13 protein-coding genes and 7 tRNA genes are annotated in these 15,071 nt (G+C 54.4%); 2 read left to right on the plus strand and 18 right to left on the minus strand.

Going from position 1 to position 15,071, the window contains the following annotated elements; translation table 11 throughout:
• Positions 1-65: 65 nt before the first annotated feature.
• Positions 66-548: a zinc ribbon-containing protein gene (locus OGX75_RS17035; protein ID WP_012133343.1), complete on the plus strand. Its 483-nt coding sequence runs from the start codon at positions 66-68 to the stop codon at positions 546-548.
• A gap of 93 nt (positions 549-641) precedes the next feature.
• On the opposite strand, the gene rihA is transcribed toward OGX75_RS17035, so the two are convergent.
• The 10 genes from rihA to miaB all read right to left on the minus strand — a co-directional run bounded on the left by rihA (position 642) and on the right by miaB (position 10,972).
• Positions 642-1,580: a pyrimidine-specific ribonucleoside hydrolase RihA gene (rihA, locus tag OGX75_RS17040; RefSeq protein ID WP_286451432.1), complete on the minus strand. Its 939-nt coding sequence runs from the start codon at positions 1,578-1,580 to the stop codon at positions 642-644.
• A gap of 116 nt (positions 1,581-1,696) precedes the next feature.
• A complete protein-coding gene (gene gltL / locus OGX75_RS17045) occupies positions 1,697-2,422 on the minus strand; it encodes a glutamate/aspartate ABC transporter ATP-binding protein GltL (protein ID WP_012133341.1) in 726 nt (241 codons plus the stop codon).
• Complete coding sequence (gene gltK / locus OGX75_RS17050) at positions 2,422-3,096, minus strand: glutamate/aspartate ABC transporter permease GltK (RefSeq protein WP_012133340.1); 675 nt, start codon at positions 3,094-3,096, stop codon at positions 2,422-2,424. Before gltK ends, gltL begins: the two co-directional genes overlap by 1 nt.
• Positions 3,096-3,836: a glutamate/aspartate ABC transporter permease GltJ gene (gene gltJ, locus OGX75_RS17055; RefSeq protein WP_012133339.1), complete on the minus strand. Its 741-nt coding sequence runs from the start codon at positions 3,834-3,836 to the stop codon at positions 3,096-3,098. Before gltJ ends, gltK begins: the two co-directional genes overlap by 1 nt.
• 162 nt (positions 3,837-3,998) lie before the next feature.
• On the minus strand, positions 3,999-4,907 hold the full coding sequence (locus OGX75_RS17060) for an amino acid ABC transporter substrate-binding protein (RefSeq protein ID WP_047458175.1): 909 nt from the start codon (positions 4,905-4,907) through the stop codon (positions 3,999-4,001).
• 360 nt (positions 4,908-5,267) lie between these two features.
• Positions 5,268-6,806, minus strand: a complete 1,539-nt coding sequence (gene lnt / locus OGX75_RS17065) for an apolipoprotein N-acyltransferase (RefSeq protein WP_110494537.1) — start codon at positions 6,804-6,806, stop codon at positions 5,268-5,270.
• A gap of 24 nt (positions 6,807-6,830) precedes the next feature.
• Positions 6,831-7,709, minus strand: a complete 879-nt coding sequence (gene corC / locus OGX75_RS17070) for a CNNM family magnesium/cobalt transport protein CorC (RefSeq protein WP_024130542.1) — start codon at positions 7,707-7,709, stop codon at positions 6,831-6,833.
• Positions 7,710-7,793: 84 nt separating this feature from the next.
• Positions 7,794-8,261 carry an rRNA maturation RNase YbeY gene (gene ybeY, locus OGX75_RS17075; RefSeq protein ID WP_012133335.1) on the minus strand — a complete coding sequence of 156 codons (468 nt, stop codon included), beginning with the start codon at positions 8,259-8,261 and terminating at the stop codon, positions 7,794-7,796.
• Positions 8,258-9,304 carry a PhoH family protein gene (locus OGX75_RS17080; RefSeq protein ID WP_012133334.1) on the minus strand — a complete coding sequence of 349 codons (1,047 nt, stop codon included), beginning with the start codon at positions 9,302-9,304 and terminating at the stop codon, positions 8,258-8,260. The genes ybeY and OGX75_RS17080 overlap by 4 nt, the downstream gene beginning before the upstream one ends.
• A gap of 243 nt (positions 9,305-9,547) precedes the next feature.
• Positions 9,548-10,972, minus strand: coding sequence for a tRNA (N6-isopentenyl adenosine(37)-C2)-methylthiotransferase MiaB (miaB, locus tag OGX75_RS17085; protein ID WP_024130541.1), 1,425 nt, complete (start codon positions 10,970-10,972; stop codon positions 9,548-9,550).
• 145 nt (positions 10,973-11,117) lie between these two features.
• Between miaB and ubiF the strand changes: the two genes are divergently transcribed.
• Complete coding sequence (ubiF, locus tag OGX75_RS17090) at positions 11,118-12,293, plus strand: 3-demethoxyubiquinol 3-hydroxylase (protein WP_286451431.1); 1,176 nt, start codon at positions 11,118-11,120, stop codon at positions 12,291-12,293.
• A 98-nt stretch (positions 12,294-12,391) separates the two neighbouring features.
• Here the strand turns inward: ubiF and OGX75_RS17095 are convergent.
• The 8 genes from OGX75_RS17095 to asnB form a co-directional block, all read right to left on the minus strand.
• Positions 12,392-12,466: transfer RNA gene (locus tag OGX75_RS17095), tRNA-Gln, on the minus strand.
• Between the two features lie 43 nt (positions 12,467-12,509).
• A tRNA-Gln gene (locus tag OGX75_RS17100) sits at positions 12,510-12,584 on the minus strand.
• A 6-nt stretch (positions 12,585-12,590) separates the two neighbouring features.
• A tRNA-Met gene (locus OGX75_RS17105) sits at positions 12,591-12,667 on the minus strand.
• A gap of 16 nt (positions 12,668-12,683) precedes the next feature.
• Positions 12,684-12,758, minus strand: a tRNA-Gln gene (locus tag OGX75_RS17110).
• Positions 12,759-12,794: 36 nt separating this feature from the next.
• Positions 12,795-12,869, minus strand: a tRNA-Gln gene (locus OGX75_RS17115).
• 23 nt (positions 12,870-12,892) lie between these two features.
• A tRNA-Leu gene (locus OGX75_RS17120) sits at positions 12,893-12,977 on the minus strand.
• Positions 12,978-12,985: 8 nt separating this feature from the next.
• Positions 12,986-13,062 (minus strand) — tRNA-Met (locus OGX75_RS17125).
• Positions 13,063-13,284: 222 nt separating this feature from the next.
• Positions 13,285-14,949, minus strand: a complete 1,665-nt coding sequence (gene asnB, locus OGX75_RS17130; RefSeq protein ID WP_047458165.1) for an asparagine synthase B — start codon at positions 14,947-14,949, stop codon at positions 13,285-13,287.
• Positions 14,950-15,071 lie beyond the last annotated feature (122 nt).

The raw sequence follows: 15,071 nt of genomic DNA on the forward strand, positions 1-15,071 counted from the left end.
CTTGCAAAGCGCGGCGTAAATAACGTCTATTATTATAGACAGTTAACGACCCAGGAGGCGAAGCGATGAACAAGGTTGCTCAATATTACCGTGAACTGGTGACGTCATTAAGCGAACGCCTGCGTAATGGCGAACGCGATATTGACGCGCTGGTGGAACAGGCGCGTCAGAGCGTAATGAAAGCAGGGGAGTTAACGCGAATTGAGGTGGACGAACTGACGCGCGCCGTCAGACGCGACCTGGAAGAGTTCGCCATGAGCTACGAGGAGAGTCAGGAAGAGGAGAGCGACAGCGTCTTTATGCGGGTGATTAAAGAGAGCCTCTGGCAGGAACTGGCGGACATCACCGACAAAACGCAACTGGAGTGGCGCGAAGTGTTCCAGGATCTCAATCACCACGGGGTCTACCACAGCGGCGAGGTGGTCGGCTTGGGCAACCTTGTGTGCGAGAAGTGTCATTACCATTTAGCGGTGTATACGCCGGATGTACTGCCGCTGTGCCCGAAATGCGGCCACGACCAGTTCCAGCGCAGACCGTTTGAGCCGTAATCGGCAGTGCCGGATGGCGACGCGAAGCGTCTTATCCGGCCTACAAATTGTACGCTGATGTAGGCCGGATAAGCGTTAGCGCCATCCGGCTGGTTATGATGCGTAGAACGACAGCCTCTCCGCCAGTAAATCCACAAAGCCCTGCCGGTCGATATCGACCATCACCGTCGCATTCGGTTTATTGCCGGTCAGGAAGTAATAATCCACGACCGTCATTCCCTGGGTGTATTTCCCCTGAGTCTCCACGCCGACCCAACGTTCAACGGTGGTGAAAAGCTCGGGTTTTAGCAGCCAGGCGATGGTGCAAGGGTCATGCAACGGCGCGCCGGTAAAGCCCCACTTTTCGTCTTTGTGATATTCGAGGAAGAAATCCAGCAGCTCCGCCACGATCGTGGAAACAGGATTGCCTATCGCCCGGAAACGCTCGGTATCTTCAGCATGAATCTGCGCTTTGTGCGTTACGTCCAGCCCGGCCATCACCACGGGAATCCCTGACTGGAAGACAATCTCTGCCGCTTCGGGGTCGACGTAAATATTGAATTCTGCCGCTGGCATCCAGTTACCTAATCCCATCGCGCCGCCCATGATCACAATACGGGCGATTTTACGGTGCAATTCTGGATGGCTGTTCAGCAGCAAGGCGACGTTGGTTTGCGGCCCGGTGGCGACGATGATTACCGGTTCCGGGCTTTCGCGCAGGGTTTTCGCCATCAGCTCAACGGCGGTGCAGGTCTGCGGCGCAAATGACGGCTCCGGCAGCGCCGGGCCGTCCAGTCCACTTTCGCCGTGTACGTTATCGGCGATGATCAGATCGCGCATCAGCGGTTTTATCGCGCCACCCGCGACAGGAATATCGTTACGCCCCAGTAGCGTCAGCATACGCAATACGTTACGCAGCGTTTTGTCAGGCGTCTGGTTACCGGCGGAAGAGGTGATCGCTTTCACATCCAGTTCAGGCGATGCGAGGGCGAGAACAATTGCGATGGCGTCGTCATGACCTGGATCGCAATCAAAAAGGACTGGAAGTGCCATTGTTGCTCCTTGTAAGTGGTACTTTGTGACAAGGGTAACGCCGGGATGAGTGCGATTCGAGATATGAAGAGATAAAGCGTGATATGGCGCGCACTCTGTCGTGCGCGCCGGGAGGATTAATGCAGGATTTTCGCCAGGAAGTCTTTGGCGCGGTCCGATTTCGGGTTGGCGAAGAACTCCTCTTTCGGTGAGTCTTCGACAATTTTCCCCTCGTCCATAAAGATCACCCGATTGGCCACCTTACGGGCAAAGCCCATTTCGTGGGTGACGACCATCATGGTCATCCCTTCGTTTGCCAGCTCGACCATAACGTCCAGCACTTCGTTGATCATTTCAGGATCGAGTGCGGATGTCGGTTCATCAAACAGCATAGCGATAGGGTCCATGCACAGCGCGCGCGCGATTGCCACACGCTGTTGCTGCCCGCCGGAAAGCTGCGCCGGGAACTTATTGGCATGGGCCGAAAGTCCTACGCGCTCAAGCAACTTCTGCGCTTTTTCACGGGCGGGCGCTTTGCCGCGTTTGAGCACTTTCACCTGCGCCAGCGTCAGGTTTTCAATGATCGACAGATGTGGGAATAGTTCAAAGTGCTGGAACACCATTCCGACCCGCGAGCGGAGCTTCGCCAGATCCGTTTTTTTGTCATTCACTTTGGTGCCGTCAACGGTGATTTCACCCTGTTGCACCGGTTCCAGTCCGTTCACCGTTTTGATCAGGGTCGATTTACCGGAACCCGACGGGCCGCAGACTACCACCACTTCACCTTTTTTCACTTCCGTGGAGCAGTCGGTCAGCACCTGAAAGTGACCATACCATTTAGAAACATTTTTCAGGGTAATCATTAAACTGTCCTTTTCTTCAAATAGCTGACCAACAACGACGCGCTCAGGCTGATAACAAAGTAGACGGCACCGGCAAACAGGATCATTTCGACCTGCGTACCATCACGCTCGCCAATGGTGGTGGCGGTGCGGAAGAAATCCGCGAGGCTTAACACGTAAACCAGGGAGGTATCCTGGAACAGTACGATACCCTGGGTAAGCAGCAGCGGCACCATCGCACGGAACGCCTGCGGCAGGATGATGAGCTTCATCGACTGCCAGTGGGTCATCCCCAGCGCCAGCGCAGCGCTGGACTGCCCGCGTGAAATGCTCTGAATACCCGCACGGATAATCTCCGAGTAATACGCCGCTTCAAACATGGAAAACGCGACCATCGCTGAAATCAGGCGAATATCCGTTTTGGGCGAAATACCCAGTACGTCCTGCAACAGCCCCGGCACAATCAGGTAGAACCATAGCAGCACCATCACCAGCGGGATGGAGCGGAAAACGTTGACGTAAGCTTTCGCAAACCAGGCGACAGGGGCGAAACTTGAGAGACGCATTACCGCCAGAATAGTGCCCCAGAGAATCCCGATCACCACGGCGGTGACGGTAATTTTCAGGGTGATCACCAGCCCGGCCAGCAAGTACGGCATGGAAGGAACGATCGAACTCCAGTCAAACTCGTACATTATTTGCCTCCCATATTGCCAGGCAGGCGGACTTTACGTTCCACCAGATTCATCACCAGCATAATGACGGCATTAATCAGCACGTAGGCCAGCGTAATCGCGGTGAACGACTCCCAGGCGTGGGCGGAGTAATCCAGCAGCTTGCCCGCCTGCGCCGCCATATCCACCAGACCAATGGTCGATGCGATGGCGGAGTTTTTCACCAGGTTCATCATTTCCGAGGTCATCGGCGGGACAATCACCCGATAGGCGTTCGGTAGCAGAACATAGCGATAAGCCTGAGGCAGCGTCAGCCCCATCGCCAGCGCAGCGTTTTTCTGCCCGCGAGGCAGCGACTGAATCGCGGCGCGTACCTGCTCGCAGACGCGCGCAGCGGTAAACAGCCCCAGACAGATCATTGATGAGAGGAAAAATTGAATGTTCGGGTCCAGTTCCGCCTTGAACCACATGCCGATATTTTCCGGCAACAGCTCAGGCACGACCAGATACCAGGTAAAGAACTGAACAATCAGCGGGACGTTACGAAACAGTTCCACGTAAAGCGTCCCCATTCCTGAGAGGAAGCGGTTAGGTACAGTACGTAAAATGCCGAATAACGAGCCGACGAGGAAAGCAATAATCCAGGCGGTGATGGATAACGCGACGGTGACCTGGAAGCCGCTCCAGAGCCAGCCGAGATACGTGGTGTTGCCGAACGGGGCTTGTTGTAAAAAAATCCCCCAGTTCCAGTCTATTGACATAAATCTACTCCAGAAAAAAAAGGGTAGCAGCGCTACCCTCGAAGATTGTTATCCAGCGTTTTGCGGTTTTCAGGCCTGATGGGGAACGACCATCAGGCTTATAGTCTGTCCGTGCTGAATGACAATCGAGAGGGCAAGGAGATCCCGCCCCATTTATTTTAGTTAGTTAAGTGCTTTGTCATTCGGTTCTTTGAACAGCGCCTTCATCTCGTCGGACAGTTCGAAATTCATGTTCAGATTTTTCGGCGGGATTGGGTTTTTAAACCACTTATCAAACCATTTTTCCGCTTCGCCTGAGGTCTGCACCTGGGCAATCGTGTCATCTACCAGCGTTTTAAACTCAGGATCGTTTTTACGCAGCATACAGCCGTAGGCTTCCTGAGATTGCGGCTTACCGACGATCTCCCAGTTGTCTGGTTTTTTGGCTTTCGCGCGTTCACCCGCCAGCAGGGCATCATCCATCATAAAGGCGACGGCGCGACCGCTTTCCAGCGTACGGAAGGAGTCACCGTGGTCTTTCGCGCTGATAATGCGCATATTCATTTTTTGTTCTTCATTCAGCTTGTGCAGCAGAATTTCAGAGGTGGTACCGGAGGTAACCACGACCGCTTTCCCTTTCAGGTCCGGGAAGTCTTTAATATCGCCGTCTTTTTTCGCCAGCAGACGCGTACCGACGATGAAAATGGTGTCAGAGAACGCGGCCTGTTTCTGGCGTTCGACGTTGTTGGTGGTGGAGCCACATTCAAAGTCGAAGGTTCCGTTCTGCAACAGCGGGATACGGTTCTGGGAGGTAATTGGGATCAGCTTCACTTGCAGGTCAGGTTTGTTAAGCTTTTTCTTCACGGCTTCAACGATGGCGTTGGAGTAGTCCTGTGAATAACCGACCACTTTTTGCTGGTTGTCGTAGTAAGAGAACGGCACGGAGGACTCGCGGTGGCCGACGACGATAATGCCATTCTTCGCGATTTTATCCAGCGTACTGCCCGCCGCCGGCGCGGCGTCTTCCGCGTGTGCCAGACCGGCAGACATTCCCATGACCAGCATTGCTGTGGCTAGCTTACGTAATTGCATATCCAACTCCTTTATCGTCTGCGCCATCGACGCATTGATACCCATTGTGAGTGTTTGTGTTGTTATCGTCTGCAACTTGAGCGTGCAGTGTTATGCGTGTTTGTTAACATTTAGTTTGGCTGAATGTAAAGATTTTGCTGCTTTATTGTTTATTTTTGCGAAGTGCGCCGCACCGTTTAGAGGCAAAAATCTTTCATTGCACTGTTTGGGTGCTACCGATGATCGATATTGGTGCGACCAGGTTGCACATATAGCCAAAACAAGGTTTACCTTGTTTAACAAAGCAATAGGCGTGCCAGAATGGAGGGATATAGCCAGGCCGGGTAAGACGCATCGCGTCTTACCCGGTAATAAGGGAGATTATTTACGACGCTGACGCAGGCTCATCACCACGGCGCCAAAGCCCATCAGCGCGGTGAGCAACCATAACGGCCAGTTGCCGGTACGGGCATAAGGCGTTAAACCACGGGTTGGCGTAACGTGGGTGGTCAACACGTCGCGGGTAAACTGCGGGATCATCGCCTGAATTTCACCCTGCGGGCCAATGACTGCCGTAATGCCGTTGTTGGTGCTGCGCAACAGCGGGCGCGCCAGCTCCAGAGAACGCATTCTCGCCATCTGGAAGTGCTGCCACGGGCCGATAGATTTTCCGAACCAGGCGTCGTTAGAGATGGTCAGCAGATAGTCAGTGTCCGGGCGGAAATTGTCCCGAACCTGTTCACCCAGAATGATTTCGTAGCAAATCGCCGCCGTCAGTTTAAAGCCATGCGCATGCAGCTGTGGCTGTATGTACGGCCCACGGCTGAATGAGGACATCGGCAGGTCAAAGAACGGCGCTAACGGGCGCAGAATCGACTCCAGCGGCACGAACTCGCCAAATGGCACCAGGTGGTTTTTGTTGTAGCGATTGCTGGAATCGTAGCTGTACGGGCTGTCTTTACCCAGCGTGATAATCGTGTTGTAGGTGTCGTAGCGGTTCTGCTTGTTCAGACGCGCATCGACGATGCCGGTAATCAACGTGCTGTTTTTGGATTTCAGCAGATCGTCCATCATGCCCAGAAAACGCTGCTGATTAATCTCCAGATCGGGAATGGCGGACTCTGGCCAGATAATCAGTTGCGATTTACCCATTTCCGGCTGGGTGGCGTCGAGATAGATTTTCAGCGTATTGATAAGCTGACTCTCATCCCACTTCAGTGATTGGGGAATGTCGCCCTGAACCAGCGAGACCTGCGTTGTTTTTTCCGGCTCCAGCGTATACCACTGGATGTAACGCAGCGGGAAGGGCAGGGCAAATAACACCAGCGCGGCGACCAGAGGACGCCAGTTGCGGGTAACTGCCGCCAGCACCAGCAGGCCGCTGACCATCATCAGCAGGAAGTTGATGGCCTCAACGCCCATCACCGGCGCCAGCCCCTTCAGCGGGCCGTCAATCTGGCTATAGCCGAACTGTAGCCACGGGAAGCCAGTCAGTACCCAGCCACGCAGAAACTCGGTGATTTGCCAGACTACGGGGGCGGCGATCGCCACGCGCAGCCAGGTGGTTTTCGGCCACAGACGCGACAGAATACCGGCGAACAGGCCCGTGTAGAGGGAAAGGTATGCGGCAAGCAGCACCACAAGGAAGACGTTTATCGGGCCGGGCATACCGCCGAACTGCGCGATACTGACGTAGACCCAGTTGATGCCGGAGCCAAAGAGTCCCAGCCCCCAGAAGTAGCCGATAGCAGCCGACTGGAGCGGGCGGCGGTGTAAGGTTAACGCCTGCAGGCCCATAAGCGAGATAAGCGCGGCGGGCCAGACGTCATACGGAGAAAAAGCCAGCGTTCCGCAGGCGCCGAATAATAACGCCAGCAGCAGGCGAATGCGCTGGCGTTCAATCAGTGAGGCAAATGCCATTTAGTCTTTAGTCCACTTTTGGTTTTATTCGTCCAGTTTAGGCTGGGGCGAGTCATCCGGTATTCTGACATGAACCTGAATAATACGACGGCTGTCGGCCATAGCGACTTTGAACTGGTAACCATCAATGTCAATGGTCTCACCGCGCGCAGGCAGATGACCGAACGCCTGCATCACCAGACCGCCAATGGTATCGACCTCTTCATCGCTGAAGCTGGTGCCGAAGGCTTCGTTGAAGTCTTCAATCGGTGCGAGAGCGCGAATGGTCCAGGTGTGGCGACTGAGCTGACGGAAGTCGATATCATCTTCTTCATCATACTCGTCTTCAATTTCACCCACGATCAGTTCGAGAATGTCTTCAATGGTCACCAGACCCGACACCCCGCCAAACTCGTCGATAACGATCGCCATATGGTAACGCTGGGAACGGAACTCTTTGAGCATGCGGTCAACGCGCTTACTCTCCGGGACAACAACGGCCTGGCGTAACACTTTTTCCATGCTGAAGGCTTCGGCATCGCTGCGCATAAACGGCAGCAGATCCTTCGCCATCAGAATCCCTTCAATGTGATCTTTGTCTTCGCTGATGACCGGGAAACGCGAGTGTGCTGACTCAATGATGACATCAAGGCACTCATCCAGCGTCTGGTTGCGTTTCAGGGTAATCATCTGGGAGCGGGGGATCATGATGTCGCGAACGCGCTGGTCCGCAATGTCCATCACCCCTTCGAGCATATCGCGCGTATCTTCATCGATAAGGTCGTTCTGCCCGGAATCACGGATCAGCGCCAGCAGTTCGTCACGGTTTTTGGGTTCACCGTGGAAAAGTTGGCTCAGTAACAGGGAAAAAAATCCCTTTTTGCTGTTTAACGTGTCACTACTGTGTGAATTGTCGTCGCTCATGGCGTCGTATGGGTTCTCATGTTGGTTAATAGGTCGCTCGTCATGCATATACTTAACGGCTGACGGCATGTTTGTTCATCGTACTTAGTCTTTCTCGGAAATGTACGGGTCCTCATAGCCCAGAGCAAGCATAATCTCTGTTTCGAGGGCTTCCATCTCTTCCGCTTCATCATCTTCGATATGGTCGTAGCCCAGCAAATGCAGGCTGCCGTGCACGACCATATGCGCCCAGTGGGCCTCCAGCGGCTTATCTTGTTCTTTCGCTTCTTGCTCCACTACCTGGCGGCAGATGATCAGATCGCCCAGCAGCGGCATCTCCATACCTGGCGGCGCTTCAAACGGGAAAGAGAGCACGTTGGTTGGCTTATCTTTCCCGCGGTAGGTCAGGTTAAGATCGTGGCTTTCGGCTTCATCCACCAGGCGAATCGTCACTTCTGATTCTTCCTGAAACTGTGGGATCACCGCATTCAGCCACGTCTGAAACTGGCTCTCTTCCGGCAGGCCGGAATGGTCTTCACATGCCAGTTGTAAATCGAGGATCACCTGACTCATTTTTGTTCCTGCTCCTGCGCTTCACGCTTACGTTCTGCCGCCAGCGCTGCCTTGCGTTTTTGCTCCGCTTCTTCCCAGGCTTCATAGGCGTTAACGATACGGGCAACCACCGGATGGCGCACCACGTCTTCGCTGTGGAAGAAGTTAAAGCTGATCTCTTCGACTTCCGCCAGCACTTCTATCGCATGGCGCAGGCCAGACTTCGTGTTGCGCGGCAGGTCAATCTGCGTGACGTCGCCGGTAATAACCGCTTTCGAATTAAAGCCGATACGCGTCAGGAACATCTTCATCTGTTCGATGGTGGTGTTCTGGCTCTCATCGAGAATAATAAAGGCGTCGTTCAGCGTACGACCGCGCATATAGGCCAGCGGCGCGACTTCAATGACGTTGCGCTCAATCAGCTTTTCTACTTTCTCGAAGCCGAGCATCTCAAACAGCGCGTCATACAGCGGGCGAAGATACGGGTCTACCTTCTGGCTCAGGTCGCCTGGCAGAAAGCCCAGTTTTTCCCCGGCTTCCACTGCCGGACGGGTTAGCAGAATACGACGAATTTCCTGACGCTCAAGAGCGTCCACGGCGGCGGCAACGGCGAGGTAGGTTTTCCCCGTACCGGCAGGGCCAACGCCGAAAGTAATGTCGTGATCGAGAATGTTGGCGATGTACTGCGCCTGATTCGGCGTGCGCGGCTTAATCACGCCACGCTTGGTTTTAATATTTATCGCCTTGCCATAGTCAGGAACGCTCTCCGCGCTTTGTTCCAGCACGCGCGCTTCTTTAATCGCAAGGTGGATTTGTTCCGGCTCGATGTCCTGAATCTGACCGCGCATCGGGGCGGTATCGACGTACAGGCTGCGCAGGATATCTACCGCGGCGGTGACGCAAATCGGGCGACCGGTCAGCTTAAAGTGATTGTCACGACGGTTGATCTCGATGCCGAGACGGCGTTCCAGTTGTTTGATGTTGTCGTCAAACGGGCCGCAAAGGCTCAACAGACGGGCGTTGTCTGCGGGCTCAAGGGTAATTTCGCGAGTGTCTATGTTCAAACTGTTCCTCTTATGCCTGAGTTGCCGGAAAATGAAAATTCACCGGCAGATAAGGAAATTATTCACGCCACAGGATAAAGGCGCAAGCATTGCAATGAAGATGGGGGCGTAGGGGGGAATTACAAGGCCTGTCTGTTATTTGCCGGATGGCGGCACAGGTGCCTTATCGGGCCTACGAACCATATTGTGCCGTAGGCCCGATAAGTGCAGCGCCATCGGGCATTTTTTCGCTTTTCAGCAGGATTAAGGCTGGTAAAAACCGACGCCAATCTCGTTTTCTTTACGGGTACGGGCAATGACTGACTCCGGCGTTTCAGCCACGCGCAGCCCCATCTCATCTTCGGTGCGTACAACCTTGCCGCGCAGAGAGTTGGTGTAGACATCGGTGATTTCCACATCCACAAACTTACCGATCATCTCCGGGGTGCCTTCAAAGTTCACCACGCGGTTATTTTCGGTACGGCCTGACAGTTCCATAATGCTCTTACGCGAGGTGCCTTCCACCAGAATACGCTGGACGGTGCCGAGCATCCGACGGCTCCAGGCCATCGCCTGCTGGTTAATACGCTCCTGTAGAATATACAGACGCTGCTTTTTCTCTTCTTCCGGCACATCGTCAACCATATCGGCCGCCGGTGTTCCCGGACGCGCAGAGAAAATAAAGCTGTAGCTCATGTCGAAATTGACGTCGGCAATCAGCTTCATGGTCTGTTCGAAGTCCTGAGTCGTTTCGCCCGGGAAACCAACGATGAAGTCCGAGCTGATTTGAATATCCGGGCGCGCCGCGCGCAGTTTACGGATGATCGCTTTGTACTCCAGCGCCGTGTGGGTACGCCCCATCAGATTCAGTACGCGATCCGCGCCGCTCTGTACCGGCAGGTGCAGGAAGCTCACCAGTTCCGGCGTATCACGGTAAACTTCGATGATGTCGTCGGTGAACTCGATCGGGTGGCTGGTAGTGAAGCGGATGCGATCGATCCCGTCGATGGCGGCAACCAGACGCAGCAGGTCGGCAAAGGAGCCGGTGGTGCCGTCGTAGTTTTCACCGCGCCAGGCGTTAACGTTCTGACCGAGCAGGTTGACTTCACGCACGCCCTGAGCGGCAAGCTGGGCGATCTCAAACAGGATGTCGTCAGACGGACGGCTGACCTCTTCACCACGGGTATACGGCACCACACAGTACGTGCAGTATTTATTACACCCTTCCATGATGGAGACAAACGCGGTCGGGCCTTCCGCACGCGGTTCCGGCAGGCGGTCGAACTTCTCGATTTCCGGGAAGCTGATGTCCACCACCGGGCTGCGGTCGCCACGAACGGAGTTGATCATTTCCGGTAAGCGGTGCAGCGTTTGCGGGCCAAAAATAATATCGACATAGTGCGCACGCTGACGGATGTGGTCGCCTTCCTGGGAGGCCACGCAACCGCCGACGCCGATAATCAGATCCGGGTTCTTCTCTTTTAAGAGTTTCCAGCGGCCTAATTGATGGAAGACTTTTTCCTGAGCTTTCTCGCGGATTGAGCAGGTATTCAGCAGCAGCACATCCGCTTCTTCCGCGACCTCGGTCAGTTGATACCCGTGGGTAGCATCCAGCAGATCGGCCATCTTCGATGAATCGTACTCGTTCATCTGACAGCCCCAGGTTTTAATATGGAGTTTTTTGGTCATCGACTTGCTCTTGCGAAATAGTGGCTGAATTGCAGGGCGCATAGTGTAATGCTTTGGCGCGGTTGTGACCAGTATGACGCTTATCAGCCCTTAGAGGTAAAAAATCCTGTAAACTTGTCTTATCAACGTAACAGGATGAGTGACCATGACAAATCAACCAACGGAAATTGCCATTGTTGGCGGGGGGATGGTCGGTGGCGCGCTGGCGCTGGGACTGGCGCAGCATGGATTTACCGTCACGGTGATTGAACATGCTGAGCCTGCGCCGTTTGTGGCCGACAGCCAGCCTGATGTGCGTATTTCAGCGATCAGTGCGGCGTCGGTGTCGCTGCTTAAAGGCCTGGGCGTCTGGGATGCGGTGCAGGGGATGCGCAGCCATCCGTACCGTCGTCTGGAGACCTGGGAGTGGGAAAACGCCCATGTGGTGTTTGACGCCGCCGAGCTTAAGTTACCGCTGCTTGGCTATATGGTTGAGAATATCGTGCTGCAACAGGCGCTGTGGCAGGCGCTGGATGCGCACCCGAAAGTGACGCTGCGCGCGCCTGCTTCACTGATTGCGTTGCATCGCCACAATGATCGACATGAGCTGGAGCTGGCGGATGGCGAGCGTCTTACCGCAAAACTGGTGATCGGCGCTGACGGTGCGAACTCGCAGGTACGACAGCTGGCGGGGATTGGCATTCATGCCTGGCAGTATGCTCAGTCCTGTATGCTGATTACTGTACAGTGTGAGAGCGAGCCCGGTGACAGCACCTGGCAGCAATTTACGCCAGACGGTCCACGGGCCTTTTTACCGTTGTTCGACAACTGGGCATCGTTGGTGTGGTATGACTCACCGGCGCGTATTCGCCAGTTGCAGAACCTGAGTATGCCGCAGTTGCAGGCGGAAATTATGCAACATTTTCCGTCGCGTTTGGGGGCGGTCACACCGGTTGCGGCAGGCGCTTTTCCGCTGACGCGCCGCCATGCGTTGCAATACGTACAGCCTGGTCTGGCGCTGGTGGGGGATGCGGCGCATACCATTCATCCATTAGCCGGGCAGGGGGTAAACCTGGGGTATCGTGATGTGGATGCGCTGCTGGATGTGTTGATCAGCGCCCGCAGTCATGGCGAGGTCTGGGCCAGTCACCAGGTGCTGAAACGCTATCAGACGCGCCGCATGGCGGATAACTTCATTATGCAAAGCGGGATGGATCTGTTCTATGCCGGTTTCAGCAATAATCTTCAGCCGCTGCGCATTATGCGTAATATTGGATTGATGGCGGCAGAGCGCGCAGGCGTGTTGAAACGTCAGGCCCTGAAATATGCGTTAGGGTTGTAGGATGTTCTGTGCCTGATAGCGTTGCGCTTATCAGGCCTACACCGCCCGGAGTGCCGGGCAGAAAAGCAAAAAGCTCGCCGAAGCGAGCTTTTTTAATGTGGCTGGGGTACGAGGATTCGAACCTCGGAATGCCGGAATCAGAATCCGGTGCCTTACCGCTTGGCGATACCCCAATGATTGGGTTTTTGCGTTCGTCATCCGAACGTCTTTCAAATTTGGCTGGGGTACGAGGATTCGAACCTCGGAATGCCGGAATCAGAATCCGGTGCCTTACCGCTTGGCGATACCCCAAGAATTTGGTGGCTACGACGGGATTCGAACCTGTGACCCCATCATTATGAGTGATGTGCTCTAACCAACTGAGCTACGTAGCCAGATTGTTTTCTTCGATGGCTGGGGTACCTGGATTCGAACCAGGGAATGCCGGTATCAAAAACCGGTGCCTTACCGCTTGGCGATACCCCAATGACCGTCGCGGCAATCCGCAAACTCGAAGAAATATGGCTGGGGTACCTGGATTCGAACCAGGGAATGCCGGTATCAAAAACCGGTGCCTTACCGCTTGGCGATACCCCATCCGTGCAACGCGTACTGGTGAATGGTGCGGGAGGCGAGACTTGAACTCGCACACCTTGCGGCGCCAGAACCTAAATCTGGTGCGTCTACCAATTTCGCCACTCCCGCAAAAAAGATGGTGGCTACGACGGGATTCGAACCTGTGACCCCATCATTATGAGTGATGTGCTCTAACCAACTGAGCTACGTAGCCATCTTTTTTCGCGTTACCTTATCGGCGTTGCGGGGCGCATTATGCGTATTGAGCCTTGAAGCGTCAACCTCTTTTTCATTGAAAATGGCTGGAATGTGACTGTTTGGTTAGGTTGCGAACAGCGTGACGCAATATTCGGCAATTATTGGTTATTAATCGTTTTTTGCGGTGAAAAAACGGCGTAAAAAAAGAGCCCCGCAGGACTCTTTTTATCACGATAACTTATTTATAAGCGGACTGGTGTACGCCGACGGCGCGGCCTGATGGATCGTCCATCGTTTTGAACGCCTCATCCCATTCGATGGCCTTCGCAGAAGAACAGGCAACGGACGGGCCGCCTGGCACACATTCTGCCGCGCTGGGTACCGGGAACAGCTCTTCGAAGATTTCACGGTACAGGTACGCTTCTTTAGAAGATGGCGTGTTGTACGGGAAACGGAAGCGGGCGGTTTCCAGTTGCTGGTCGGAAATTTGCTCCGCCGCGACCTCTTTCAGCGTGTCGATCCAGCTGTAGCCGACGCCGTCAGAGAACTGCTCTTTTTGACGCCATGCCACGCTTGCGGGCAGGTAGGATTCAAAACATTCACGCAGGATATGTTTCTCCATTTTGCCGTTGCCGCACATTTTGTCTTCCGGGTTGATGCGCATCGCCACATCGAGGAATTTCTTATCCAGGAACGGGACGCGGGCTTCGACGCCCCAGGCAGACATCGCTTTGTTGGCGCGAGCACAGTCAAACATATGCAGCGCCTGTAGTTTACGTACGGTCTCTTCGTGCAGTTCTTTGGCGTTTGGCGCTTTATGGAAGTAGAGATAGCCGCCGAACACTTCATCGGAACCTTCGCCGGACAACACCATTTTGATTCCCATCGCTTTGATTTTACGCGACATTAAATACATCGGCGTCGAGGCGCGGATGGTGGTGACATCGTAAGTTTCGATGTGGTAAATCACGTCGCGAATCGCATCCAGACCTTCCTGCACGGTGAAGTGAATTTCGTGATGCACGGTGCCGAGATGGTTTGCCACTTCCTGCGCGGCTTTCAGATCCGGGGAGCCTTCCAGACCGACAGCAAAGGAGTGCAACTGAGGCCACCAGGCTTCCGAACGTTCCTGATCTTCCACGCGGCGTGCGGCGAATTTCTTGGTGATGGCGGAAATAATGGAGGAATCCAGGCCGCCCGAGAGCAATACGCCGTATGGCACGTCTGACATCAGGTGGCTTTTGACGGACTCTTCCAGCGCCTGGCGCAGCACGTTTTTGTCCGTTTCGTTGTCTTTTACCGCGTCGAACTCGAACCAGTCGCGCTGGTAGTACTGACGAATCTCACCGTCTTTGCTCCACAGGTAGCTGCCTGCCGGGAACTCTTTAATCGTGCGGCAGACCGGCACCAGCGCCTTCATTTCAGAGGCGACATAAAAGTTGCCGTGTTCGTCATGACCCATATAAAGCGGGATGATCCCGATGTGGTCGCGACCAATCAGCCAGGCATCCTGTTCGCTGTCGTACAGCGCAAAGGCGAACATACCCTGTAAGTCGTCGAGAAATTCCACCCCTTTTTCCTGGTACAGCGCGAGGATCACTTCACAGTCAGACCCGGTCTGGAACTGATAGCGGTCGCCATATTCCGCGCGTAATGCCTGGTGGTTATAAATTTCACCGTTAACGGCCAGCACATGTGTTTTCTTTTCGTTGTACAGCGGCTGCGCACCGGCGTTGACGTCGACAATAGACAGACGCTCGTGTGCCAGAATCGCGTTATCGCAGGCGTAAATACCGGACCAGTCAGGGCCGCGATGGCGCATCAAACGTGACAGCTCAAGGGCTTTTTTACGCAGCTCAACCGCGTCTGTTTTGATATCGAATACGCCAAAAATAGAACACATAACCTTCTCCATTAACCCGTTGCGTGGTGCTTTTTTGTGTTTGCTTGTTTATGAAAATGCCGCAAAGCCGCAGGGTTCGCAAGAGATTTGGCGTGATGAAAGCAAAAAATGCAATGGCAGTT

Origin of the sequence: Citrobacter sp. CK199, assembly GCF_030333285.1 — a bacterium.
Lineage (GTDB): Bacteria > Pseudomonadota > Gammaproteobacteria > Enterobacterales > Enterobacteriaceae > Citrobacter_B > Citrobacter_B koseri.